The sequence below is a fragment of the Pseudomonas sp. L5B5 genome, assembly GCF_020520285.1.
Lineage (GTDB): Bacteria > Pseudomonadota > Gammaproteobacteria > Pseudomonadales > Pseudomonadaceae > Aquipseudomonas.
Window position 1 is genome coordinate 2,465,695 of sequence record NZ_CP084742.1, and the last position, 22,984, is coordinate 2,488,678.

The 22,984-nt window shown below is 63.2% G+C and carries 23 protein-coding genes and 1 pseudogene; 12 read left to right on the top strand and 12 right to left on the bottom strand.

The features are described from left to right. Nucleotides 1-59 precede the first annotated feature (59 nt). Nucleotides 60-929 carry a DUF6279 family lipoprotein gene (locus LGQ10_RS11175; protein WP_226525563.1) on the top strand — a complete coding sequence of 290 codons (870 nt, stop codon included), beginning with the start codon at nucleotides 60-62 and terminating at the stop codon, nucleotides 927-929. A 1-nt stretch (nucleotide 930) separates the two neighbouring features. On the opposite strand, the gene LGQ10_RS11180 is transcribed toward LGQ10_RS11175, so the two are convergent. Continuing rightward, complete coding sequence (locus LGQ10_RS11180; protein WP_058433326.1) at nucleotides 931-1,323, bottom strand: hypothetical protein; 393 nt, start codon at nucleotides 1,321-1,323, stop codon at nucleotides 931-933. 166 nt (nucleotides 1,324-1,489) lie between these two features. Between LGQ10_RS11180 and LGQ10_RS11185 the strand changes: the two genes are divergently transcribed. From LGQ10_RS11185 to LGQ10_RS11195, 3 genes are all read left to right on the top strand, one after another. Next, nucleotides 1,490-2,236 carry a DUF899 domain-containing protein gene (locus LGQ10_RS11185; RefSeq protein WP_226525564.1) on the top strand — a complete coding sequence of 249 codons (747 nt, stop codon included), beginning with the start codon at nucleotides 1,490-1,492 and terminating at the stop codon, nucleotides 2,234-2,236. Nucleotides 2,237-2,309: 73 nt separating this feature from the next. After that, the gene (locus LGQ10_RS11190) at nucleotides 2,310-3,257 is read left to right on the top strand and encodes an AraC family transcriptional regulator (RefSeq protein WP_226525565.1); all 948 of its coding nucleotides are present in this window, start codon (nucleotides 2,310-2,312) and stop codon (nucleotides 3,255-3,257) included. Between the two features lie 162 nt (nucleotides 3,258-3,419). Continuing rightward, nucleotides 3,420-3,695 carry a hypothetical protein gene (locus LGQ10_RS11195; protein ID WP_226525566.1) on the top strand — a complete coding sequence of 92 codons (276 nt, stop codon included), beginning with the start codon at nucleotides 3,420-3,422 and terminating at the stop codon, nucleotides 3,693-3,695. 61 nt (nucleotides 3,696-3,756) lie between these two features. On the opposite strand, the gene LGQ10_RS11200 is transcribed toward LGQ10_RS11195, so the two are convergent. After that, complete coding sequence (locus LGQ10_RS11200) at nucleotides 3,757-5,103, bottom strand: DEAD/DEAH box helicase (protein ID WP_058436267.1); 1,347 nt, start codon at nucleotides 5,101-5,103, stop codon at nucleotides 3,757-3,759. Between the two features lie 195 nt (nucleotides 5,104-5,298). On the opposite strand from LGQ10_RS11200, the gene LGQ10_RS11205 reads away from it, so the two are divergent. Further along, nucleotides 5,299-6,597: a mechanosensitive ion channel family protein gene (locus LGQ10_RS11205; protein WP_226525567.1), complete on the top strand. Its 1,299-nt coding sequence runs from the start codon at nucleotides 5,299-5,301 to the stop codon at nucleotides 6,595-6,597. A gap of 222 nt (nucleotides 6,598-6,819) precedes the next feature. Here LGQ10_RS11205 and LGQ10_RS11210 read toward each other — a convergent pair whose 3' ends face one another. From LGQ10_RS11210 to LGQ10_RS11225, 4 genes are all read right to left on the bottom strand, one after another. Further along, nucleotides 6,820-8,070 carry an MFS transporter gene (locus LGQ10_RS11210; protein ID WP_226525568.1) on the bottom strand — a complete coding sequence of 417 codons (1,251 nt, stop codon included), beginning with the start codon at nucleotides 8,068-8,070 and terminating at the stop codon, nucleotides 6,820-6,822. A 269-nt stretch (nucleotides 8,071-8,339) separates the two neighbouring features. Beyond that, nucleotides 8,340-9,203, bottom strand: coding sequence for a carboxylate/amino acid/amine transporter (locus LGQ10_RS11215; protein WP_226525569.1), 864 nt, complete (start codon nucleotides 9,201-9,203; stop codon nucleotides 8,340-8,342). 211 nt (nucleotides 9,204-9,414) lie between these two features. After that, nucleotides 9,415-10,014, bottom strand: coding sequence for an FMN-dependent NADH-azoreductase (locus LGQ10_RS11220; protein ID WP_226525570.1), 600 nt, complete (start codon nucleotides 10,012-10,014; stop codon nucleotides 9,415-9,417). A 159-nt stretch (nucleotides 10,015-10,173) separates the two neighbouring features. Beyond that, nucleotides 10,174-10,488: a hypothetical protein gene (locus tag LGQ10_RS11225; RefSeq protein ID WP_058435540.1), complete on the bottom strand. Its 315-nt coding sequence runs from the start codon at nucleotides 10,486-10,488 to the stop codon at nucleotides 10,174-10,176. 49 nt (nucleotides 10,489-10,537) lie between these two features. On the opposite strand from LGQ10_RS11225, the gene LGQ10_RS11230 reads away from it, so the two are divergent. From LGQ10_RS11230 to LGQ10_RS11250, 5 genes and pseudogenes are all read left to right on the top strand, one after another. Next, complete coding sequence (locus LGQ10_RS11230) at nucleotides 10,538-11,461, top strand: LysR family transcriptional regulator (protein ID WP_058435539.1); 924 nt, start codon at nucleotides 10,538-10,540, stop codon at nucleotides 11,459-11,461. A 30-nt stretch (nucleotides 11,462-11,491) separates the two neighbouring features. After that, nucleotides 11,492-12,295 (top strand): alpha/beta fold hydrolase, encoded by an 804-nt coding sequence (locus LGQ10_RS11235; protein WP_058435538.1) that lies wholly within the window; start codon nucleotides 11,492-11,494, stop codon nucleotides 12,293-12,295. 3 nt (nucleotides 12,296-12,298) lie between these two features. Further along, nucleotides 12,299-12,862, top strand: coding sequence for a peptidylprolyl isomerase (locus LGQ10_RS11240; RefSeq protein ID WP_058435537.1), 564 nt, complete (start codon nucleotides 12,299-12,301; stop codon nucleotides 12,860-12,862). A gap of 88 nt (nucleotides 12,863-12,950) precedes the next feature. Beyond that, a complete protein-coding gene (locus LGQ10_RS11245) occupies nucleotides 12,951-14,783 on the top strand; it encodes an ABC transporter ATP-binding protein (protein WP_226525571.1) in 1,833 nt (610 codons plus the stop codon). A 181-nt stretch (nucleotides 14,784-14,964) separates the two neighbouring features. Next, nucleotides 14,965-15,087 (top strand): annotated as a pseudogene (locus LGQ10_RS11250) (aquaporin); the annotation flags it as partial. A 3-nt stretch (nucleotides 15,088-15,090) separates the two neighbouring features. Here the strand turns inward: LGQ10_RS11250 and LGQ10_RS11255 are convergent. Both LGQ10_RS11255 and LGQ10_RS11260 read right to left on the bottom strand, forming a co-directional pair. Beyond that, entirely contained in the window at nucleotides 15,091-16,215 is a 1,125-nt protein-coding gene (locus LGQ10_RS11255) for a GNAT family N-acetyltransferase (RefSeq protein WP_226525572.1), read from the bottom strand. Between the two features lie 67 nt (nucleotides 16,216-16,282). Beyond that, a complete protein-coding gene (locus tag LGQ10_RS11260; protein WP_226525573.1) occupies nucleotides 16,283-17,191 on the bottom strand; it encodes a LysR family transcriptional regulator in 909 nt (302 codons plus the stop codon). Nucleotides 17,192-17,275: 84 nt separating this feature from the next. Between LGQ10_RS11260 and LGQ10_RS11265 the strand changes: the two genes are divergently transcribed. Both LGQ10_RS11265 and LGQ10_RS11270 read left to right on the top strand, forming a co-directional pair. Next, a complete protein-coding gene (locus tag LGQ10_RS11265; RefSeq protein WP_226525574.1) occupies nucleotides 17,276-18,643 on the top strand; it encodes an MFS transporter in 1,368 nt (455 codons plus the stop codon). Beyond that, nucleotides 18,624-19,025 (top strand): hypothetical protein, encoded by a 402-nt coding sequence (locus tag LGQ10_RS11270; protein ID WP_058438953.1) that lies wholly within the window; start codon nucleotides 18,624-18,626, stop codon nucleotides 19,023-19,025. The genes LGQ10_RS11265 and LGQ10_RS11270 overlap by 20 nt, the downstream gene beginning before the upstream one ends. Before the next feature lie 102 nt (nucleotides 19,026-19,127). On the opposite strand, the gene LGQ10_RS11275 is transcribed toward LGQ10_RS11270, so the two are convergent. From LGQ10_RS11275 to LGQ10_RS11290, 4 genes are all read right to left on the bottom strand, one after another. After that, nucleotides 19,128-20,462 (bottom strand): OprO/OprP family phosphate-selective porin, encoded by a 1,335-nt coding sequence (locus LGQ10_RS11275; RefSeq protein ID WP_226525575.1) that lies wholly within the window; start codon nucleotides 20,460-20,462, stop codon nucleotides 19,128-19,130. Nucleotides 20,463-20,815: 353 nt separating this feature from the next. Beyond that, nucleotides 20,816-21,049: an anti-sigma factor family protein gene (locus tag LGQ10_RS11280; RefSeq protein ID WP_058433597.1), complete on the bottom strand. Its 234-nt coding sequence runs from the start codon at nucleotides 21,047-21,049 to the stop codon at nucleotides 20,816-20,818. Further along, nucleotides 21,043-21,657, bottom strand: coding sequence for an RNA polymerase sigma factor (locus LGQ10_RS11285; protein WP_226525576.1), 615 nt, complete (start codon nucleotides 21,655-21,657; stop codon nucleotides 21,043-21,045). Before LGQ10_RS11285 ends, LGQ10_RS11280 begins: the two co-directional genes overlap by 7 nt. 79 nt (nucleotides 21,658-21,736) lie before the next feature. Beyond that, nucleotides 21,737-22,858, bottom strand: a complete 1,122-nt coding sequence (locus tag LGQ10_RS11290; protein WP_058435986.1) for a beta-ketoacyl-ACP synthase III — start codon at nucleotides 22,856-22,858, stop codon at nucleotides 21,737-21,739. Between the last annotated feature and the right edge of the window lie 126 nt (nucleotides 22,859-22,984).

Genomic DNA, 22,984 nt, shown 5'->3' on the forward strand with positions numbered 1-22,984 from the left:
GAACTGCCAGGGGCCTTTGGGGTTCAGATACAGCAACCCGCACTCCCAAGGATCTGGACATGTCGCGTCGGTGCTACCTGCTCATCGCCCTGCTGACCGCCAGCCTGCTGCTCGGCGCCTGCAGCCGGGTGGACCTGGCTTATCGCAACCTGGATGTGATCATCCCCTGGACGCTCGACGACTACCTGGACATGAACAGCGAGCAGAAAAGCTGGCTCGACCAGCGTCTGCAACGGCACCTGAACTGGCATTGCAGCACCCAACTGCCCGGCTATCTGGACTGGCTCGACCGCCTGCAATCGATGGTACGGGACAATCAGGTCAACGACGCCGCGCTGCAGGCGCGTGCCGAGGAGGCCCAGCAAGCCATTACGGAAATTGCACGACAGATCACCCCGTCGGCCGTGGAACTGCTCCAGGGCCTGGATGACCAGCAAGTGGCACAAATGAACAGGGCCCTGGCCAAGGATCTGCAGCAACATGAAGAGGAGTATCTCAAGCCATCCTTGACGCAGCAGATCGAACAACGCAGCCAGCGCATGAGCAAGCGTCTCAAGACCTGGCTTGGCACCTTGAGCCCGAGCCAGAAACGCCGCGTCGAACAATGGTCCGCCTCGCTGGGCTCCCAGAATCGACAATGGATCGGCAACCGTGCCCACTGGCAGACGCTGTTCAGCGCCGCGGTGCAACAACGGCGAGCCGCGGATTTTCCACAGCGCATCGAACAATTGCTGGTCGACCGCGAAAGCCTGTGGACCGCCGACTACCGCCAGGCCTACGCCGACACGGAAAAAGCGGCACGCGCGCTGCTGGTGGATCTGATGGCCGACAGCAGCCCGGAACAACGCCAGCGCCTGCTGAAGAAGATCGACGGCGTGCGGCAGGACTTCACCCACTTGAAGTGCCTGCAGAACGCCGGCCATCCCTGATTCAAGCGATCTGGGCCTTGGATGCCAGTTCGTCGAAGGTCAGCGGGTCCAACGCATCGACTTGTTCATCCAGTACCTGGCGCGGATGCTCGTTGCCCGGAATGCTGCTGTCTAGCAGGCACAACAGGCTCGAACCCCTGGGGGTGAGCATGAAATTCTCGCCGTTGCCCCCCTCCTGTTCCGGCCTGCTCTGGATGAACTGCCGATCCAGCAGCAACTTTTCGTACTCGGTGGCGCAAACTTTCAGTTCGTCCAGGTTGCCCGTAGGTTCACCTTCGGCCGCCATGGCCGCCGCATGCTGCTCGGCGTAGGGGCGCGGGGTAAAGCTGTGGCCCGCACCGTTCTGCACTTCGTGCAGCAAGCGTTCGATCAGATCCCAGTTGTAAGTCGCCATGCTGATTCAACCTCCACACATGAGAATGCATTGCCTTGCCTGAGTTGTGACCGGTGGGTTCGCCCGCCGTTCAGGAAATTCGAACCGCTGGGCAGTTTGTCGATATGCCTGGCCGGCAAACGACTAGCGTGTGCAAGACCCATCTCCCAGCCTGAGGAAAGACGTCATGAGCATGAGCGACCATCCCGTGGTGACCCGGGAACAATGGCTAGAGGCACGCCAACAGCACCTGATCCACGAAAAGGCCTTCACCCGCCACCGCGACCAGCTCAGCGCCGAGCGCAGGGCACTGCCCTGGGTACTGATCGACAAGCCCTACCGTTTCCAGGGCCCGCAGGGCACGCTCGGCCTGGTGGATCTGTTCGGTGGTCGCAGCCAACTGGTGGTCTACCACTTCATGTTCGGTGCCGGCTGGGAGGAAGGTTGCAAGGGTTGTTCGTTCCTGGCCGACCACTTCGATGGCGCCAACCTGCACCTGGCCCACCACGACGTGGCGCTGGTGGCCGTCTCCCACGCCCCCTACGAACAGTTCCAGGCCTTTCGCCGCCGCATGGGCTGGCGCTTCGACTGGTTCTCCAGCGCCGACGATGACTTCAACCAGGACTTCGGCGTCAGCTTCGACCGCGAACAACTGGCCAGCGCCACAGCCCGCTACAACTATGCGCCGGTCAGTGGCGATGAGGAGGAACTGCCCGGCCTGAGCGTGTTCTGTCGCAACGAACAGGGACAGATCTTCCATACATACTCGACCTATGCCCGGGGCCTGGACCTGCTGGTAGGAGCGTACAACTTCCTCGATCTCACGCCAAAAGGACGCAATGAGGCGCCGATCATGAACTGGGTACGCCACCACGACCGATATGCGCATACCTCCAACAACCAGACAGGGCCGGGGTGTTGCAGCAAAGATTGAGCCGGGTACACGATCGGCGAGGGTCTAGAACAGACTGTGGCGGCCACGCTCCAGCGCCGGCTAAGCTACAGGCATGAGCGCCGCCTATCACAGCCTCCACGAATACACCCTGCGCATGAACCGGGTGTTGGAGCATATCGACCAACACCTGGACCAGCCCCTGGAGTTGGTGGACCTGGCGCAGGTGGCGCATTTCTCGCCCTTTCATTTCCATCGCCTGTTCAGCGCCTGGGTCGGCGAACCCCTGGGCGTCTACTTGCGGCGCCGGCGCCTGGCCTGCGGTGCCCACCTGTTGGCCAGCCGACCGCGAGCCTCGATCCTGGAGATCGCCCTGGAGGTCGGTTTCGGCTCTGGCGAAGCCTTCTCCCGAGCGTTCAAGCAACACTTCTCGGTCTCCCCCAGCACTTGGCGCGACACCGAACCCAAGCGCTGGCATCGCCGCATGGATGACATCCGCGAACGGCGCCTGCGCCAATTGAGCAATCCTGATCAGACTCACATCCCGGCCTTCGACGATCCTGACGCCTTCATTCACCTGAAGGAAACAGCGATGAACGTCACCATCAAGGAACTGCCCCCCGTACGCGTCGCCTACTTGCGCTATATCGGCGCCTACGGGCCGGGGATCGGCCAGTTCTGGTTCCAGGCCGTCGTCCCCTGGATGCTGGCCCACCAGTTGAACAACCGCGTACGCTACGGCATCGGCCACGACGACCCGGACCTCACCCCCCCTGAAAAATGTCGCTACGATGCCTGCGTGGAAGTGCCCGAGGACTTCAAGGCCAGCGCGCCAGCGGTCATCACCACCCTGCCTGGAGGCCTGTATGCCGTGGCGCGCTACCGGGGGCTGGGCCCGGCCATCGGCGATGCCTGGGTCGAACTGTGCCGCGACTGGCTACCCAAGAGCGGCATGCAATTCGCCCCTCGCCCCGCATTTGAACGCTACCCGGCGGATGCCTTCTACGACGTCAAGACCGGGGAGCTGGAGTGTGAGATCTGCATTCCGGTGAAGGAACTGTAACGTCCAGGACCAGGGTGATCCCACCTGGCTTTCATCTTGCGCAATTGACCACACTCCAGGGTTCCTCCCACAGGCCTGTGCGCGGTCTCATCCAACTGAACTTTCCCCGCCCCAGGCGCCTCAACCGGATGACCGCTCGATCCACCACATGAGGCCCTATTCATGAAAACCCTGAGCATGCTCACCCTCGCCGGCAGCCTGCTGCTGGCATTGCCCGCCTGGGCTTGCACCCCGGACGAAGCCACCGCCAAGCGCGAGCAACTGGCCAGGGAGGTCAGCAAGATCACCGAGCAGAACCCGGCCAAGGCCAAGGAAATCAATGCCGAGCTGCAGAAGATGCAGCTGGGCACCGCGAACAAGGACCTGCCCGACGATTGCCAGTTGATCGACCAGCGCCTCAAGGAACTGGCCACTGCCGAGAAAAAAGTCGAGAACTGACACCCGCAAAGCAAAAAGCCCGGACCAGGTCCGGGCTTTTCATCTGCATCAGGCGTCAGGCTTATTCAGCGGCCGGAGCCTGTGGCTTGCGGCGCTTGAGTGGCGCCAGGCCGTCCTGGCTGACCAGGGCCGGGCTGTCGCTTTTCGGCCGGTTGGCGCTCTTGCGCTTGGTGGGCGCCTTGGCCAGGGCTTTTTTCTTGTCGCCCTTGGCATCGGTCTTTTTCTTCTTGACCCCGACAGCCTTGCCGGACGCCTTGACCTTTTTCGGTCCGCCGTAAGTGCCCTTCACTTCCTTGATGGTGCGGCGCTCGAAGCTCTGCTTGAGATAGCGTTCGATGCTCGACATCAGGTTCCAGTCGCCGTGGCAGATCAGCGAAATGGCCAGGCCATCGTTGCCGGCGCGACCGGTACGGCCGATGCGGTGCACGTATTCGTCGCCGCTGCGGGGCATGTCGAAGTTGATCACCAGGTCCAGGCCTTCAACGTCCAGGCCACGGGCGGCCACATCGGTGGCCACCAGGATCTTCACCCCGCCCTGCTTCAGGCGGTCGATGGCCAGCTTGCGATCCTTCTGGTCCTTTTCGCCGTGCAGTACGAAAGCCTTGTACTCCTGTGCCACCAGGCGACCGTAGATACGGTCGGCCATGGCGCGGGTATTGGTGAAGATGATGGCCTTCTGGTAGGTCTCGTTGGCCAGCAGCCAGTTGACGATCTGCTCTTTGTGCTGATTGTGGTCAGCGGTGATGATCTGCTGGCGGGTGGTTTCGTTGAGCTGGCTGACGCTGTTGAGTTGCAGGTGCTCCGGGTTGTCGAGGACCTTGGCGACCATTTCCCGCAGGCCGGAACCACCGGTGGTGGCGGAGAACAGCATGGTCTGCTGGCGGTTCGGGCACTCATCCACCAGGCGCTGCACGTCTTCGGCGAACCCCATGTCGAGCATGCGGTCGGCTTCGTCGAGCACCAGCACTTCGACTTCCTTGAGATCCAGGTTGCCGGCATTCAGGTGCTCCAGCAGGCGGCCCGGGGTGCCGACGAGGATATCCGGCACCTTGCGCAGCATGGCGGCCTGGACCTTGAAGTCTTCGCCCCCGGTGATCAGCCCGGACTTGATGAAGGTGAACTGGGAGAAACGCTCGGCTTCCTTCAGGGTCTGCTGGGCCAGTTCACGGGTCGGCAGCAGGATCAGGGTCTTGATGCTGACGCGGATCTTCGCCGGGCCAATCAGCCGGTTGAGGATCGGCAGGATGAACGCCGCGGTCTTGCCGCTGCCGGTCTGTGCCGTCACCCGCAGATCACGCCCTTGCAGCGCGAGCGGAATAGCCGCGGCCTGTACCGGAGTTGGCTCGACAAATTTCAGCTCGGCCACGGCTTTGAGCAGGCGTTCATGCAGGGCGAATTGGGAAAACACGGGTGCTACCTCGAAGATGTGCAGAAAAACAGCTGCATAGGGTAACGGTTTCGGAGGCCAAGGCCGAGTTTCTTTGTGCAAACGGCGGCAAAGAGTTGGTTTTTTGTTAACCGATTTGTCCTCAACGGTAACTTTGCCGGGGTTCAATGCTCTAATCCTCCCCTTGTTCCACTTGAAGAAGAATCGTTTTAGCCCATGGATTTCAAACAGCTCTGGCTCTATACCCAGGACCTCTGGGGAGCCCTCGACCAACACCCGCTCCTGCACGCCGGCCTGGGCTTGACCCTGCTGCTGGTGGTCGCCCTGCTGATCGGAAGGGTGGCCCGTTACGTGGTCCTGCACAGCGTCAGGCTGCTGGGTCGCCAGCCCGCCCTGCACTGGCTCAATGACTTGCGCCAGAACAAGGTGTTCCATCGCCTGGCGCAGATGACCCCGTCCCTGGTGATCCAGTTCGGCCTGCACCTGGTGCCGGAACTGAGCAAGGCCAGCCTGCTGTTCCTGGGCAACCTGGCCATGGCGTTCACCATCCTGTTCCAGTTGCTGGCCCTGAGCGCCCTTCTCAATGCCCTGCTGGACATCTACGCGCGCACCGAACACGCCCGCACCCGCTCGATCAAGGGCTATGTGCAACTGGCCAAGATGGTGCTTTACGTGTTCGGCGCCATCATCATCGTCGCCACCCTGATCGACCGCTCGCCGCTGTTGCTGCTGTCGGGGCTGGGTGCCATGTCGGCGGTGATCCTGCTGGTCTACAAGGACACCCTGCTGTCCTTCGTCGCCAGCGTGCAGTTGACCAGCAACGACATGCTGCGGGTCGGCGACTGGATCGAGATGCCCCAGGTCGGTGCCGACGGCGATGTGGTGGACATCACCCTGCACACGGTCAAGGTGCAGAACTTCGACAAGACCATCGTTTCGATCCCCACCTGGCGGCTGATGTCCGAGTCGTTCCGCAACTGGCGCGGCATGCAGCAATCCGGCGGCCGGCGGATCAAGCGCAGCCTGTTCATCGATGCCAGCGGCGTACGCTTCCTGCATGACGACGAGGAAGCGCGGCTGAGCAAGGTGCGTCTGCTCACCGACTACATCGGGCGCAAGCAGGCCGAGCTCAAAAGCTGGAACGAGGCCCAGGGCAATGTCGCCGCGCTGGCGGCCAACCGCCGACGCATGACCAACCTCGGCACCTTCCGCGCCTACGCCCTGGCCTACCTGAAAAGCCACCCCGAGATCCAGCCCAACATGACCTGCATGGTGCGCCAGATGCAGACCACGGCCCAGGGCATCCCGCTGGAGATCTACTGCTTCACCCGCACCACGGTCTGGGCCGACTACGAACGGATCCAGGGAGACATCTTCGACTACCTGCTGGCAGTGATGCCGGAGTTTGGCCTGAGCCTGTACCAGCAGCCCAGCGGCAGCGACCTGCGAGCCGGCCTGCTGCCGGCGGTGCTGGGGGCCAGCCATATCGGGCCGAGCGAAAAACAGGCGCTCTGACTAAGGCCGATCAGTTAAGGAAATGGCAGGAACGAGGCTTGCCGGCGATGGACTTCAGAGCGCTGCGTTGATCCAGTCAATACGCGCTACCGTTGACGAGCCTCGCGAGCAATCGAGCGTCGACCGGCTGCTCCTACAGGGGGATCGCCTCGCTTGACTGGCAGGCACCAGGCGCCCTGACCCCACCGCAAAACGCCAGGGCCACCCCGGCTCCCGGCGTTTTCAGGCGGCCGTCGAGGGGGCTGCCAGCAGCGTATCGGGCTGAGAACGGCAGGCCATCAGGATGAACAGCACGGACAACAGCGCGCATGTCGCCCCCAGGATAATCGCCGCCCCGTAGCCCTGGTACAGGTCGAACAGCAGCCCGGCAATGCTGCCGCCCAGCAATGCCGCGCCCCCCACCGACAGGTACAGGGCACCGAGGATCGCCCCCAGGTTGGCAGTACCGAACCAGTCGGCCGCCACCGCCGGGTAGAGGGAAATACAGCCGCCATTGGCCACGCCAAAGCACAGGGCGAACAGCGCCAGCGCCATGAAGCCATCGGCCGCCAGCCACATCAGGTTCAGCAAGACCAGGGCGAACGTCAGGGCGATCAACAGCCGCTGAGTGCCGATCCGATCCCCCAGGCTGCCGAGGAACAAGCGGCCGCCGACATTCCCGACCCCGATCAGGCCGATCAGCAAGTTGGCCTCCGAAACGCCCAGCCCCGCTTGCCGGGCGTAGGGATTGATATGGACCAACGCCACGAACAAGCCGACCGAACCGCAGAGGATCGCCGCGAAATACCACCAGAAGCGCGCCGTGCGCAGCGCAGCGGCCAGGCCCATGCCCGATGCGGCGACCAGCGGCCGGGGCCGATCCGCCACAGGGGCCAGGCCATCGGCAAACAGCCCCAGCTCCTGCGGGCTGTTGCTGATCAGCGAGGTCGCCCCGAGGCCGACCAGCAATATCGCGACGGCAAAGATCTGCAGGGTCGCCTCCCAGGACACCTGCTCCATCAGCCAGCCCGCCAGCAGCGGTCCGGCAAAGGTCCCGACCCCAGTGCCCGCCAGGGCGATACCCGACGCCTGGCTGCGCTTGCTGACGAACCAGCGCTGGACCACCGCCACCGCCGGCACGTACACCAGCCCGACCCCCAGCCCCACCAGAACGCAGAAACACAATAGGAACCACCACAACGACCCGGCCGCCAGGCTGCTGCAGAAGAACCCCAGGGCCAGGCACAGGATGCCGACGCTCACCACTCGCCGGGTAGACGTGCGATCGGCCAACGCGCCTGAGACAACACCCATGGCGTAGTAGATGAGCGCGGTCAGGGAAAACACCGAGGCCACCGAGAAACTTCCGACCTCGAAATTGGCCTGGATCTGCGAGAAGAACGCGCCGAAGGAATAAGCGCCACCAAAAATCAACGCCAGCAGCACATGGGTCGCAATCACCACATACCAGCCGTGGAACACCTGAAACTTCATGCTCGATCGCCCTCCCTTGCACGAACAGGTTCCCTGGAAAACCCGCCTTGTAATGTCTTGTATATACATATCAATGCAATTTCACGGCCAGGCCCTCACGCCCTCGCCCGGCCTTCTCGATTCAGCATCCAAGTCATTGTTCCGGATAGAAAAAATAATCCATAACAAGAACCCGCCGTTAGGGCGGGTCTTGGGTGCATCGGTCATCGCGGGGCTTGAGGTAACAGAGGTGGGAAACCACTACCCGGCCCGTGCGGCGGGAACACCCCTCAAGCCGTGGCGCTCCGGCGCTGGCCCCGGCTGCTGACCCACACCGCCAGCAGGATCACCAACCCGCCAAGCGCCAGGCGGCCCAGATCCTCATTGCGGTTCCAGATCAGCAAATTGAGCAGCAACCCCACCGGAACATGCAGGTTGTTCATCACCGCCAGGGTGGCGCCAGTGACCAGGCAGGCGCCCTTGTTCCACCAGTACAGCCCCAGCGCCGTGGCCACCAGCCCGAGGAACAGCAGCACGGCCCAGGTCACGGGTGCATCCGGCAGGAAGTGCGCCTTGCCGAACAGCAGGAACGCCGGCAGCACCACCAGCAGCGCGCCCAGATAGAAGTAGCCGAAACGCCGGTAGTGCGGCAGGTCGCTGGGGTAGCGCGCCACCAGGTGCTTGTACAGCACCTGCCCGGCGGCATAGGTGAAGTTGGCCAGTTGCAGCAGCAGGAAGCCCATGAAGAAATCCGGATTGATCCGGTCGTAGCGGATCACCGCGGCCCCTGCTACTGCCACCAGGGCCGCCAGCAGTCCCCAGGGATTGAAGCGTCGGTTCAGGGCATCTTCGATCAGGGTCACATGCAAGGGCGTGAGGATGGTGAACAGCAGCACCTCTGGAACAGTGAGAACCCGGAAGCTCAGGTACAGGCACACATAGGTGATGCCGAACTGCAGCGCACCGATCAGCAGCATGCCGCGCATGAAGGCCGGCTCCACCCGACGCCAGCGGGTCAGCGGAATGAATACCAGCCCGGCCAGCAGCACCCGCACCAGCACCGCGAAGTAGCTGTCGACATGCCCGGCCAGGTATTCGCCGATCAGGTTGAAGGAAAACGCCTGGATCAGCGTGACAACAAGTAGATAGCCCATGCTCGCCTCATCTTTGGATGGCGGCGACGATAACGGTTTTACCGGCGCGGGTGAAATTGCCGGCAAAAAAAAGCCCGATCTCGCAAAGCGTTCAATCGGGCATTGGCACTGAAGGAGCACGCAGTGCAAAGGGAGGTTCGATGCGCGAACCGGCTTGAAGGGGTACGCAGGCGCTACTTGAACATCGGGCGATTATCTGGGGATTAACGCCTCAGGCCACCTGGGCCAGCCTGGCGTTGGCCTGGTTCAGGCCCTTTTCGTGGAAGTCGCCACCCAGGTTCAGGCCCTCGGCATGGATGAACTGCACGTCATGGATGCCGATGAAGCCCATGACCTGGCGCAGGTAGGGTTCCTGGTGGTCGGTGCTGCTACCGGCATAGATCCCGCCCCGGGCGGTCAGCACGAAGGCGCGCTTGCCAGCGAGCAAGCCCTGGGGACCGGTGTCGGTGTACTTGAAAGTGACGCCGGCCCGCAGCACATGGTCGAGCCAGGCCTTGAGGGTGCTGGGGATGGCGAAGTTGTACATCGGAGCGGCCATCACCAGCACGTCGGCGGCCAGCAGTTCGTCGGTCAGTTCATTGGAGCGCTGCAGCGAATCCTGCTCGGCGGCATTGCGTTGCTCGGCAGGTTTCATCCAGCCACCCAGCAGGTTGGCATCCAGGTGCGGTACCGGGTTGCGGGCCAGGTCACGCACGGTGATCGAGTCCGCCGGATAGGCCGCCTGCCACTGCTGGATAAAGGTCTGGGTCAGTTGGCGGGAAATGGAATCCTGCTGGCGGGCGCTGCTTTCAATGATCAGGACACGGGACATGGCTGAAGCCTCCATCGGGGAACGGTGTAAGTCGATGGGGCGCAGATTAAACAGAGTGATATCGATGAAAAAGCGTAAATAACTGCTATAACCAATCAATAAATTCGTTTATAAGCAGGGCCAGCCCCAGCGTCTTCGGCGGAACCGGCACCCTTGCGGTCACTTGGCCTGGCAGTTCAGGTCCAGGCGCAGCCTGATGATCTTGCGGTTGAACTTGGCGGTGACGTTCTTGCTCTGCCCCGCCGCCACCTCCACCCGGCGAGTGCGCGGCGATTCGGGACCATTGCGAAATACCACGGAGCACGTGGCGTCGGTCTTGCCGTAGTTGTTCAGCTGGATGGAACCGATGTCCTCATCGGTGTCGTAGGCGGTGTAGTCGATGCTCAGGCCGTTGAGTTGCTTGTCGACATCGATGGGGTAGGCCCAGGCCCCCAGGGGCAACAGGGCCAGCAGCACACAACAGAATTTTCTCATTCGGCGCTCTCCAGTAAGGAGCGCCAGCTTAGGACAAGAGGAGCCCCTCATGAAAGCGCCCCGCGTGACCCTGGATCAATGGCGCACCCTGCAGGCCGTGGTCGATCACGGCGGCTTCGCCCAGGCCGCCGAAGCCCTGCATCGCTCGCAATCCTCGGTCAGCTATACCGTGGCACGCATGCAGGACCAGCTCGGCGTCCCGCTGTTGCGCATCGATGGTCGCAAGGCCGTGCTCACCGAAGCTGGTGGCGTACTGCTGCGCCGTTCCCGGCAACTGGTGAAACAGGCCAGCCAGCTGGAAGACCTGGCCCACCACATGGAACAGGGTTGGGAAGCCGAAGTGCGGCTGGTGGTGGACGCTGCCTACCCCAACGCGCGGCTGGTGCGTGCACTGACCGCCTTCATGCCGCAAAGCCGCGGTTGTCGCGTGCGTCTGCGCGAGGAAGTGCTGTCCGGGGTCGAGGAAGTGCTGCTCGAAGGGGTGGCCGACCTGGCCATCAGCGGCTTCAACATTCCCGGCTACCTGGGCACCGAGATGAGCGCGGTGGAGTTCGTCGCCGTGGCCCATCCCGAGCACGCCCTGCACCGGCTGCAACGCCAGCTGGCGTTCCAGGACCTGGAAAGCCAGCTGCAGGTGGTGATCCGCGATTCCGGTCGCCAGCAGCCACGGGACGTAGGCTGGCTGGGCGCCGAGCAGCGCTGGACCGTGGGCAGCCTGGCCACCGCCGCAAAATTCGTCAGCAGCGGCCTGGGTTTTGCCTGGCTGCCGCGGCACATGATCGAACGGGAACTGCGCGAGGGTCTGCTCAAGGTACTGCCCCTGGACCAGGGCGGCAGTCGCCATCCGACCTTCTTCCTCTATTCCAACAAGGACAAACCCCTGGGCCCGGCGACGCAGATCCTCGTGGAACTGCTGCGCACCTTCGACACCGCGCCGCTGGATGCGCCGTTCGCCGCCCCCGAGCAAGCCTGACGTCCCACCCACCAGAACAGGAGTTCTGCCATGGCGTATTTCGAGCATGAAGGTTGCACCCTGCACTATGAGGAATATGGCCGGGGCGAGCCCCTGCTACTGGTTCACGGCCTGGGTTCCAGCGCCCTGGATTGGGAGAAGCAGATCCCCGAGCTGTCGACCCGCTACCGCCTGATTGTCCCGGACGTGCGCGGCCATGGCCGCTCCGACAAGCCCCGGGAGCGCTACAGCATTCCCGGTTTCACCGCCGACCTGATAGCCCTGATCGAGCACCTGGGGCTGGGCGCGGTGCATTATGTCGGGCTGTCCATGGGCGGCATGATCGGCTTCCAGCTGGGCGTGGACCAGCCGCAGATGCTCAAGAGCCTGTGCATCGTCAACAGCGCGCCCGAGGTCAAGCTGCGTTCGGCCAACGACTACTGGCAGTGGTTCAAGCGCTGGAGCCTGGCCCGCCTGCTGAGCATGTCCGCACTGGGCAAGGCCCTGGGCCAGAACCTCTTCCCCAAGCCGGAACAGGCCGAGCTGCGGCAGAAAATGGCCGAACGCTGGGCAAGAAACGACAAACGTGCTTATCTCGCCAGCTTCGACGCGATCGTCGGTTGGGGAGTCCAGGAACGCCTGGCCCGCATCACCTGTCCAACCCTGATCATCAGCGCCGACCACGACTACACCCCGGTGGCGCTCAAGGAGGCTTACGTCAAACTGCTGCCAAACGCGCAGCTGGTGGTGATCGAGGACTCCCGACACGCCACACCGCTTGACCAACCGCAGCGCTTCAACCAGACCGTGCTGCACTTCATCAATACAGTCGACACCACCACCCAGGATCACTGACCCATGCTGAAAAAAATCGCCCTCGTCGCCGGTTCCGTACTCTTTGCCGCCAACCTGATGGCGGCACAGCCGGCCAAGGCCCCCCACGTCATGCTGGACACCAGCTTCGGCAAGATCGAAATCGAACTGGACCCGGTCAAGGCGCCGATCTCCAGCAAGAACTTCCTCGACTATGTCGACAGCGGTTTCTACACCAACACCATCTTCCACCGGGTGATCCCGGGCTTCATGGTCCAGGGCGGCGGCTTCACGGCGCAGATGGTGCAGAAGGACACCCGCGACCCGATCAGGAACGAGGCCAGCAACGGCCTGCACAACGTGCGCGGCACCCTGTCCATGGCTCGTACCTCGAACCCCAACTCGGCCACCAGCCAGTTCTTCATCAACGTTGCCGACAACGCCTTCCTCGACCCGGGCCGCGATGCCGGCTACGCGGTGTTCGCCAAGGTGGTGAACGGCATGGAAGTGGTGGACCAGATCGTCAACTCCCAGACCACCACCAAGCAAGGCATGCAGAACGTCCCGGTCGACCCGGTACTGATCAAGTCGGCCAAGCGCATCGACTGATCCCGCAGCCTGTCCCCGACGGCGGCGCCGTACCCGGCGCCCCGTCCGCTTCAGCACAGGAGAGCCCGCACAACGGGCTGCAGACCCCATGCTCTATCGTCGTTTCGAACAACTGATCGATATCTTCCGCGACACACCCACGACCACCCCGCCCAACCGGGTCCTGCCCTTCTACTTCCACTACATCAAGCAAGTCTGGCCGAGCTTCGTCGCCCTGCTGGTGGTGGGCCTGTTCGTGGCCCTGATCGAGGTTTCGCTGTTCAGCTACCTGAGCACCATCATCGACCTGGCCCAGGGCACGCCCAGTGTCCAGGTGTTCAGCGACCATGGCCTGGAACTGGCCTGGATGGCCGTGGTGGCCCTGCTGTTCCGGCCACTGATGGTGGGCCTGCACGACCTGCTGATGCACCAGACCATCAACCCCGGCATGACCAGCCTCATCCGCTGGCAGAACCACAGCTACGTGCTGCGCCAAAGCCTGAACTTCTTCCAGAACGACTTCGCCGGGCGCATCGCCCAGCGCATCATGCAGACCGGCTACTCGCTGCAGGACTCCTCGGTGCAGGTGATCGACGCACTGTGGCACGTGACCATCTATGCGGTCGGCGCCCTGGTGCTGTTCGCCGACGCCGACTGGCGCCTGATGATCCCGCTGCTGCTGTGGATCGTCGGTTTCATCGGTGCCATGCGTTTCTTCGTGCCACGCATCCAGAAACGCTCGGTGGATGCCTCCGACGCCCGTTCCAAGCTCATGGGCCGGATCGTCGACGGCTATACCAACATCGCCACCCTGAAGCTGTTTGCCCATACCCATTTCGAGCAGAGCTACGCCCGCGAAGCCATCGCCGAGCAGACCGAGAAGAGCCAACTGGCCGGCCGCGTTGTGACCTCCATGGACGTCACCATCACCACCCTCAACGGCCTGCTGATCGCCAGCACCACGGGCCTGGCCCTGTGGCTGTGGAGCCAGTCGCTGATCAGTGCCGGCGCCATCGCCCTGGCCACCGGCCTGGTGATCCGCATCGTCAACATGTCCGGCTGGATCATGTGGGTAATCAACGGCATTTTCGAGAACATCGGCATGGTCCAGGACGGCCTGCAGACCATCGCCCAGCCACTGCAACTGACCGACCGGGAACAAGCCCCCAGGCTCGAGGTGACTCAGGGCGGGGTAAGGTTCGAGCATGTCGAGTTCCACTATGGCAAGGCCAACAAGGTCATCAGCGACCTCAACCTGGACATCCGTCCCGGGGAAAAGATCGGCCTGATCGGCCCGTCCGGGGCAGGCAAGTCGACCCTGGTCAACCTGCTGTTGCGCCTCTACGACCTGCAGGGCGGCAAGATCCTGATCGACGGCCAGGACATCGCCGCAGTGACCCAGGAAAGCCTGCGCGAACGCATCGGCATGATCACCCAGGACACCTCGCTGCTGCACCGCTCGATTCGCGACAACCTGCTGTACGGTCGCCCCGATGCCACTGACGAGGAGCTCTGGGAGGCAGTGCACAAGGCCCGGGCCGACGAGTTCATCCCGCTGCTGTCCGATGCCCAGGAGCGCACCGGCTTCGACGCCCATGTGGGCGAGCGCGGGGTCAAGCTCTCCGGCGGCCAGCGCCAGCGCATCGCCATCGCCCGGGTACTGCTCAAGGACGCGCCGATCCTGATCATGGACGAGGCCACCTCGGCCCTGGACTCCGAAGTCGAAGCGGCGATTCAGGAAAGCCTGGAGACCCTGATGCAAGGCAAGACGGTGATCGCCATTGCCCACCGGCTCTCCACCATCGCCCGCATGGATCGCCTGGTAGTGCTGGAGCAGGGGCGCATCGCCGAAACCGGCACCCATGCCGAATTGCTGGCCCATGGCGGGCTGTATGCGCGGCTGTGGCAACACCAGACCGGGGGGTTCGTCGGCATCGACTGAGCAGCCGCGACTACAAACACCCCGTGTTGCCGCTGCCGCAGGCTGCGCACGGGCGCGCAGCGACCGCAAGATCGATTGGCCGCCACCCTCGCTGGAAGGCCCTGCGGGCCTTGGCGCAGCTTCGCCAGCTCAGCAGCGGCTACAGGGTTCGCGCAATTGCCTGAAAAAACGCCAGGGCCCCGGCCCGGCGCTGATCGTCGGCGGTTGGGCCCTGCAGCAGCTCTGGCTGTTCTGGCTGGCGCCGATCCTCGGCGCGGTGGTCGGCGGCGTGGTCTACCGCTGGCTGGGCAAGGAAGACAGCTGAGGCTCAGGCCTGGCGATAGGGCAAGGCGTCCCTGGCCTGTTCGGCATAGGCCTGGACGCCGGCCCGCTCCTGCTGGAGAAAATCCTGCACCGCCGCCTTGAGCCCTGGGTGACGCAGGTAGTGCCAGGAACGGGTGAGCACCGGTTCGAAACCGCGAATCAGCTTGTGCTCGCCCTGGGCCCCGGCATCGAAACGCTCCAGCCCATGGGCGATCGCATACTCCATGCCCTGGTAGAAGCAGGTCTCGAAGTGCAGGCGGTCGAACTCTGCCAGGCAGCCCCAGTAGCGCCCATAGAAACTGCCGCCTCCGATCAGGCTGAAGGCCATGGCCACCGGCCGGCCGCCCTGGCATGCCAGGACCACGCGGATTGCCTCGGGCATGCGCTCGGCCAGCAGGCTGAAGAAGCTGCGGGTCAGGTAGGGTGACTGACGGCGTATCGCATAGGTGTTGGCGTAGCAGGCATAGACGAAGTCCCACTGCGCCTCGCTCATTTGGCCTCCCTCCAGCCACTGGAAGTCCAGGCCCTGCCCCGCCACCTGCTCGCGCTCCTTGCGCATCTGCTTGCGCTTGCGCGAACTCAGGGTATCGAGGAAATCCTGAAAATCGCGATAGCCGCGATTGTGCCAGTGGAACTGGCAGCCCAGGCGCAACAGCCAGCCCGATTGCTGCTCCAGGGCCTGGTCGCTGAACTCGTCGGTGAAATTCACATGGGCACTGGAGAGCCCTTCGATCTCCAGGTAACCGGGCAGGCTCTTGAGCAGTTCGACGGCGTCGGCCTGGGTCGCTGCCAGTACCCGTGCCCCGCTCACCGGGCTGAAAGGCACTGCAGTCAGCAGCTTGGGGTAGTAGTCGATCCCGGCCCGCTCGCAGGCATCCGCCCAGCCATGGTCGAACACGTACTCGCCGTAGGAGTGCGCCTTGCGGTAGCTGGGCAGGGCCGCCAGCAGCCGGCCATCCTCCACATGCAGCAGGTGCTCGGCCTGCCAGCCGGAACGCGGGCCGAGGCTGCCGCTGTCTTCCAGGGCACTGAGAAAGGCGTGGCGCACGAAAGGTTGCCCGTCCTTGAGCAGCCCATCCCATTGCGCAGGATCGACGGCGGACAGGCTATTCAAGGATTGCAGCGGCATCGGGTTCCCCGGGGATCAGATCGAACAACCCGCCGAGTATCCCCCATCGACGGGCTCGCCGAAACACTCAGGCATGTCCCAGGTGCTCGGCGAGGAAATCGATGAACACCCGGGACTTGCGTGGCAAGTGGGGGCTGTTGGGGAACAGCACGTGCACCGGCTGGCGGGGCAGGCTGTAGTCGGGCAACACCCGTACCAGGCGCCCCTCGCCCAGGTCGCCCAGGACCAGCCACTCCGGCAACACCGCCAGCCCCAGGCCAGCCAGGGCCATGGCGCGGATCGCCGTGGCCGAATTCGACTCGTGCCCGGGCGCTACCCGCACCAGCACCTCGCCCCGGCGCGGATGGCTGAAGGTCCAGCCCGGAGGTCCGCCCAGGTTGCTGTTGCCGATCCAGGGACAATCCGCCAGGTCTTCGGGCCGGGCCAGGGCCAGGCCATCGAGCAGCTCCGGGCTGGCCACCAGGACAATGCCGTAGTCCGCCAGCTGACGGCCCTTGAATCCCGAGTCGGGCAGGTGCCCGAGACGAATCACCAGGTCGAGTTTTTCTGCCACCAGGTCGCTCAACGACGAATTGAAGTGGTAGCTCAGGCGCACCTCGGGATAACGCGCGGTGAACAGCGGCAACAGCGGCAGGATGTAGGCCTGGGCATATTCGGCGGTGGAACTGATGCGCAGCTTGCCCGACACCCGGTTGCGTCCATGCATCACATTGTCGAAGGCCGTATCGATATTGGCGACAATCCCCTTGAACTCATCGTAAAGATCCTGACCGGTTTCGGTCAGGGCGATATGCCGCGTGGTGCGGGTCAGCAAGGGCGTTGCCAGCACTTGCTCAAGGGTCTTGATATGCAGGCTGGCCACGGCCTTGCTGATCCCCAGATACTCTGCGGCGCGGGTATAGGAGGCAAAGTCCACCACCGCGAGAAAGGTCTGTATTCGATGCAACTGGCCGTGCAGGCTCTCATTCACTGTCAATTTTCCTGGAACAATGAATCAAGTATAGGCGCCTCGACAGGCCGGGCCCAGGCTCCCTAAGCTGCGGGCAAAACGGGAGGCGGCATGAGCTATAGATACAAAGTGGCGGTGGTATTCCTCCTCGGCTTCTTCATCGACTGCGTGAACATCTTCATGTCGGCCGTGGCCTTGCCCAGCATTGCCGCGCATCTGCAAGTGTCCAGCGCCAGCGTGGCCTGGGTCGCCAATGCCTACATTCTCGGCCTGACCCTGGTGATCCCCATCAGCACCTGGCTGGCCGGACGCTTTGGCCACCGGCAGATCATCGCCGCCTCGATGCTGCTGTTCAGCCTTGCCGGGCTGCTCTGCGGGCTGGCCGACGGCTTCGCGTCGCTGGTGTTCTGGCGCCTGGTCCAGGGCATGGCCGGTGGTTTGCTGATCCCCCTCGGACAGGCACTGACCTTCAACCTGTTCCAGGGTACGCAACGAGCGCGGATCTCGACCCTGGTGATGGCGGTGGCCCTGCTCGCTCCGGCGCTGTCGCCAACCCTGGGCGGGGCTATCGTGGATCACAGCTCCTGGCGCTGGGTGTTCTTCGCCAGCCTGCCACTGTCGCTGCTGACCGCGGTGCTGGCCTGGTGCTGGATCAGGACCGAGGATGGCCCGGCACCGACCCGGCCCGATGTGCAAGGCCTGCTGCTGGTCAGCGCGACCCTGGCTGGCCTGCTCCTGGGCATGTCACTGTATGGCAGCGGGTACCCGGCCTACCTGGCCCTGGCCTGCCTGGTCGGCGGCCTGCTGTTCGCCGGGCTGTATCACTGGCATTGCCGCCACTGCCCGCGGCCCATCGTCGACCTGCGCCTGCTGCGTAACGTCCGCCTCGGCCTGTCGGTGGGGATCTACCACGCCATTCCCGGACTCTTCACCGGGGTCAACCTGCTGAGCCTGTTCTTTCTCCAGGACACCTTGCACCTGAGCGCCCAGCACAGCGGGATGTTCATGCTGCTCTACGCCGCCGGCGCCCTGATGGCGATGCTGGCCTGCGGGCGCTTCTACAACAGCCTGGGTGCCGCGCGCCTGTTCGCCACGGCCCTGGTGCTGCACAGCGCCGGCATCGCCACCTTGTGCTGGGTCGGCTCCAACAGCGACCTGCCCCTGCTCATCACCGCCTACCTGCTCATGGGCCTGGGCGGCGGCGCGGGCGCCAATACCGCGCAGACCACCGCCTTGCTGGACTTCAGCGGCAACGATACGCACAAGGCCAGCGTGATCTGGAACATCAACCGCCAGATGGCCTTCAGCCTGGGCGCCGCCTTGCTGCTGATGCTCTACAACCTCTTGCTCAGGCACCTTTCGGCCACCGATGCCTATCACCTGAGCCTGCTGCTGGCCGCCCTGATGGGCCTGCTTCCCCTACCCCTGCTCGGCAAACTCAATCCTCAGAAGGTCCTCCATGCACCAGTTGATCGTTAAACAGGCACTGCACAGCGTTCACCATATCCATCAGCTGATCCACCGCGTCTTCACTCAGCAGCCGGGTGACGGCAGTCCGTGCATCGAGCAGTTGCTGTCACTGTTCGCCGAGGACTTCCAGATGGTCACCACCACCGGCACCATGGTCGACCTGCCGCAAGTGGAACAAATGTTTCGTGGCGCCCTCGGTGCCCGCACCGGACTGCAGATCGAGGTCAGCGACCTGCGCTGTGTCTGGCAGGAAGGCCAGTGCGCGGCGATCCGCTACAAGGAAACCCATACCCTGGATCAGGTGCGCACATCGCGCCTGTCCCTGGCCCTGATCCGCATTCAGGACGAATCGGCGCAGTGGCTGTACCTGCATGAAACGGCTTGCCCCTGAGCCGGTCGCACTGTCGTCAGGCAAAAAAAACCCCGCCGGGGCGGGGTCAAAACGAGCGGAGCTATAACGGATGAGAAAGAGCTCTACGGTGTTGCAACAGCCTTAGAACACGTATTGCACACGGGCTACGAGGGCATCGCCGCTGTCATCGCCAACGCTGTTGGTGATCTTGTCGGTGTTGACCTTGATGTAGTTGGCCGAGACCTTGATCGCTTCGTTGGCGTACCAGTTGACACCGATGGTGTTCATGTTGGCCTTGGCATCGCCCACTTCGCGGGTGGAGGTGGAAGTCACGATGTTCTTGTCGTCGACCTTGATGTTGTCGTAGCGATAGAACACTTCCCAGGCACCGTACTGCTTGTTCTCCGGCTTGATGGTGTCGAACTTGGCGCCGTCGAGCTTGTACACCCGCGACTCGCCGGTCAGGGTGTAGGCCAACTGGCCGTAGAAACCGGTGGCCTTGACGTCCTGATAGGACGCGCTGTCAGCCTTCATCTTGCGGGTCAGGTACTCGGCCTGGGCCGAGAACGGGCCATGGGCAAAGGCGAATTCGCCACCGAACACGCGGTCGTTGTCGTAGGCACCCGCAGCCGTCAGGTTCGAGCCATTGAGGCCGACACCACCGCCGAAGGTGGCGCGGTTGCCGTTGCTGCCGGCATCGTTGCCGCCGTTGGTGGCGATACCACGCACGCCCAGACGCGGACGGATTCGCGAGTCGAAGGCGGTGTCGCTCAGGTCGCGGCTGGCGAAGTCCAGGCCGAAGTGCAGGACATTGCCGCTCTCGTGCATCGGTGCGAACACCGCACGGCCGTTGAACTGCTTGACGCTGTCGCCGTCGCTGTCGTTGATGTCCTTGGCCGATACGCTGGCGGACAGGTAGGCCATGTCGGCCACTACCGAACTCACCTGCAGGCCCATGCCGTTTTCGTGGGAGTTGGCCCAGTCGGCCAGCTCGTAGGCGGCGTTCCGCTCCATGGCGGTGATCCACTTGGAGCTGGTGGCCTTCTCCAGACCGAAGTCTGCATCGAAACGACCGCCGCGGATGGTCACTGGCTTGAAGCCCACGTAGGAGATGGTCGCTTCGTCGAAGTAACCGTCATCGGAAGTACCCGAGTTGTGGGAGAAGTCGTAGTTGATCTGGTATTTCCAATCCTTGTAGGCGGTACCGCCCAATTCCAGATAGGCGCGGCGGAAGTAGGCGCCGTCGCCGCTATCCCCATTCTTGGTATAGAACCCGTCGAAACGGCCATAGTCGGCTTGCAGGCGACCGCCCAGCTTGAAGCTGAAGGCGGAGTCGGTGGTAGCAACCTCAAGGCCGCCCTTGGTTTTGACTACGATATCGGCGCCGTCGGTGGTGACGGTGCCAGCGAAAGCCTGGGCGGTCACTGCCAGGGCCAGGGCGCTGGCGGCAAAACCGGCGAAGTGCTTACGGATCATCGAAGAGTTCCCCTAGTTGGTGGTCTGTAGCGTTGGAAAACACGCGGGGTTGGCCCGCTGGTGTTGGGTGGGAATCTTGGCGGCGGGTTATTTCAGCAGGGTTGCTGATAGATAAAGATTTGATTACAGGGGAACTTTTTTACTTCGAAAAGAAATAAGCCAAAAGCCCCGTCCCAGAGCGGTTTGAAGGCCATTTCAGGGACAAAATCAAAGATGACAGGCTTGTTATTTTTGTGCGGGCCAATGGTCGGCCGGCACCCGTGCGATGTGCATCGCACCGATTGCCTGAAGGCAGGAAAGAGGGAAAACGAAAAAGCGCGGATGCCGGGCGACATCCGCTTCAGTGGTGCCGATCAGTGCTCGCGCCGACTCTCGGCAGCCAGGCGCTCGGCCAGCTCGTCGAGACCTTCCAGGGGCGGCTCCGGCAACACCCGCAAGGTGGCCTGCAACAGCCGCATCTGGCGAACGAAGCGCCGGCAGTTGGGGCAGAACAGCAGGTGATGGCGAACCATCAAGCGCTCGCGAAAGCTCAACTGGCCATCGAGATAATCGCTGGATCGCGCCACTTGTTCCTTACAGGTCAGCATTGGCCAGTTTCCTCAAAATGCTCCACCGTGGCGAAGACCTTCAGCCGCGCCCGGTGCAGCAGCACCCGGACATTGGACAGAGTGATCCCCAGAAGATTACAGATTTCCTCCAGTTCCAGGCCCTCGCGCTCGCGCAGCCTCAACACGCTGCCTTGCAGCTCGGAGAGGCTGAGCAGGGTGTGCTCCAGGCAATCGCGCAACTCAGCCTCGGTAAGCAGGGCTTCGGGAGTATCTTCGTGCCAGGCGAACGGCGCCACCAGCCAATGGCCGTCGCTGGAGGAAAAACGTTCGTCGCCCACCGTGCCATGGGGCGCCGGCAGGTCGTCGAGCAACACTTCACGGCGATTCTGCTTGTAGCGACCCTTGGCCGCGTTGGCGGTGATGGTCAGCAACCAGGTCTTGAGGCTGGAACGCCCCTGGAAGCTCGACAGGTTGCGCACCACCGAGAGCCAGGCATCCTGCACCACTTCGTCGGCATGCCGGTTGCCGACAATGGCATAAGCCACCGCGCGCATGGCGCCCTGGTAGGTACCGACCAGTTCCTTGTAAGCCTTCTGTTCGCCCGCCAGCAGGCGCTTGAGCAGTTGCGTGTCATCAGCAGCAGCCATTCGGGCCTCGTTCAATCATGCGGGTTTGCCCGGGTGTGACGCGCCGCAGAGCCGTCGCGCCACACCCGACCCTCGCGGATCAACGCTTGCGCAGAAGCACGCTGCCGATGGAATAGCCCGCGCCGAAGGAACTGAGCACCGCCAGGGAACCGCTGGCCAGGTCGTCCTGGTGCTTGTGGAAGGCAATGACCGAACCGGCCGAACTGGTGTTGGCATAGGTGTCCAGGATCACCGGCGCCTCTTCCAGCGTCGCTTCGCGGCCCAGGAGCTTCTTGACGATCAGCTGGTTCATGCTGAGGTTGGCCTGGTGCAGCCAGAAGCGCTTCACATCGCTGACATTGAGCTGGTTTTCTTCCAGGTGGGCAGCGATCAGCTCGGCCACCATCGGGCAGACGTCGCGGAACACCTTGCGGCCTTCCTGGACGAACAGCTTGTCCCGGGCACCGATGCCCTCTTCAGCGGCACGGTTGAGGAAGCCGAAGTTGTTGCGGATGTTGTTGGAGAACTGGGTCAAAAGCTTGGTGCTGACGATCTCGAACTGGTGGGCCGACGTGGCCTGCTCGGCACGCTCGATGACCACCGCGGTGGCTGCATCGCCGAAGATGAAGTGGCTGTCGCGGTCACGGAAGTTCAGGTGCCCGGTGCAGACTTCCGGGTTGACCATCAGGATCGCCCGGGCCTGGCCCAGTTGCACGCTGTTGCAGGCAGCCTGGATGCCGAAGGTCGCCGAGGAGCAAGCCACGTTCATGTCGAAACCGAAGCCCTGGATACCCAGCGCGGCCTGGACTTCGATGGCGATGGCCGGGTAGGCGCGCTGCAGGTTGGAGCAGGCGACGATCACCCCGTCGATGTCGGCGGCAGTCCGACCGGCCCGTTGCAGGGCTTGCTCGGCGGCGGCCACGGCCATCTGGCAGAGCACCGACCATTCATCGTTGGAGCGTTCCGGCAGGCGCGGGGTCATGCGTTGCGGGTCGAGGATGCCGTCCTTGTCCATGACAAAACGGCTCTTGATGCCCGAGGCTTTCTCGATGAAGGCCGCGTTGGATTCGGTCAGGGCCTGCACATCGCCACGCTCGATGGCCGCGGCGTTGTCGCTGTTGAACTGATGGACGTAGGCGTTGAAGGACGCCACCAGTTCTTCGTTGGAGATGCTGTTGGCCGGGGTAAACAGGCCAGTGCCGCTGATGACGACGTTATGCACGGTCGTTCCTCTAGAGTATTCAGGCAGAAGGTATTGGCACCCTCGTGCCAAACCGTAAAGGAACCGTCCCGCTGCGAGGGCGATTCCTGGCATCGCTTTATTGCGCTGTGCCCCGGCTGCTCGTAG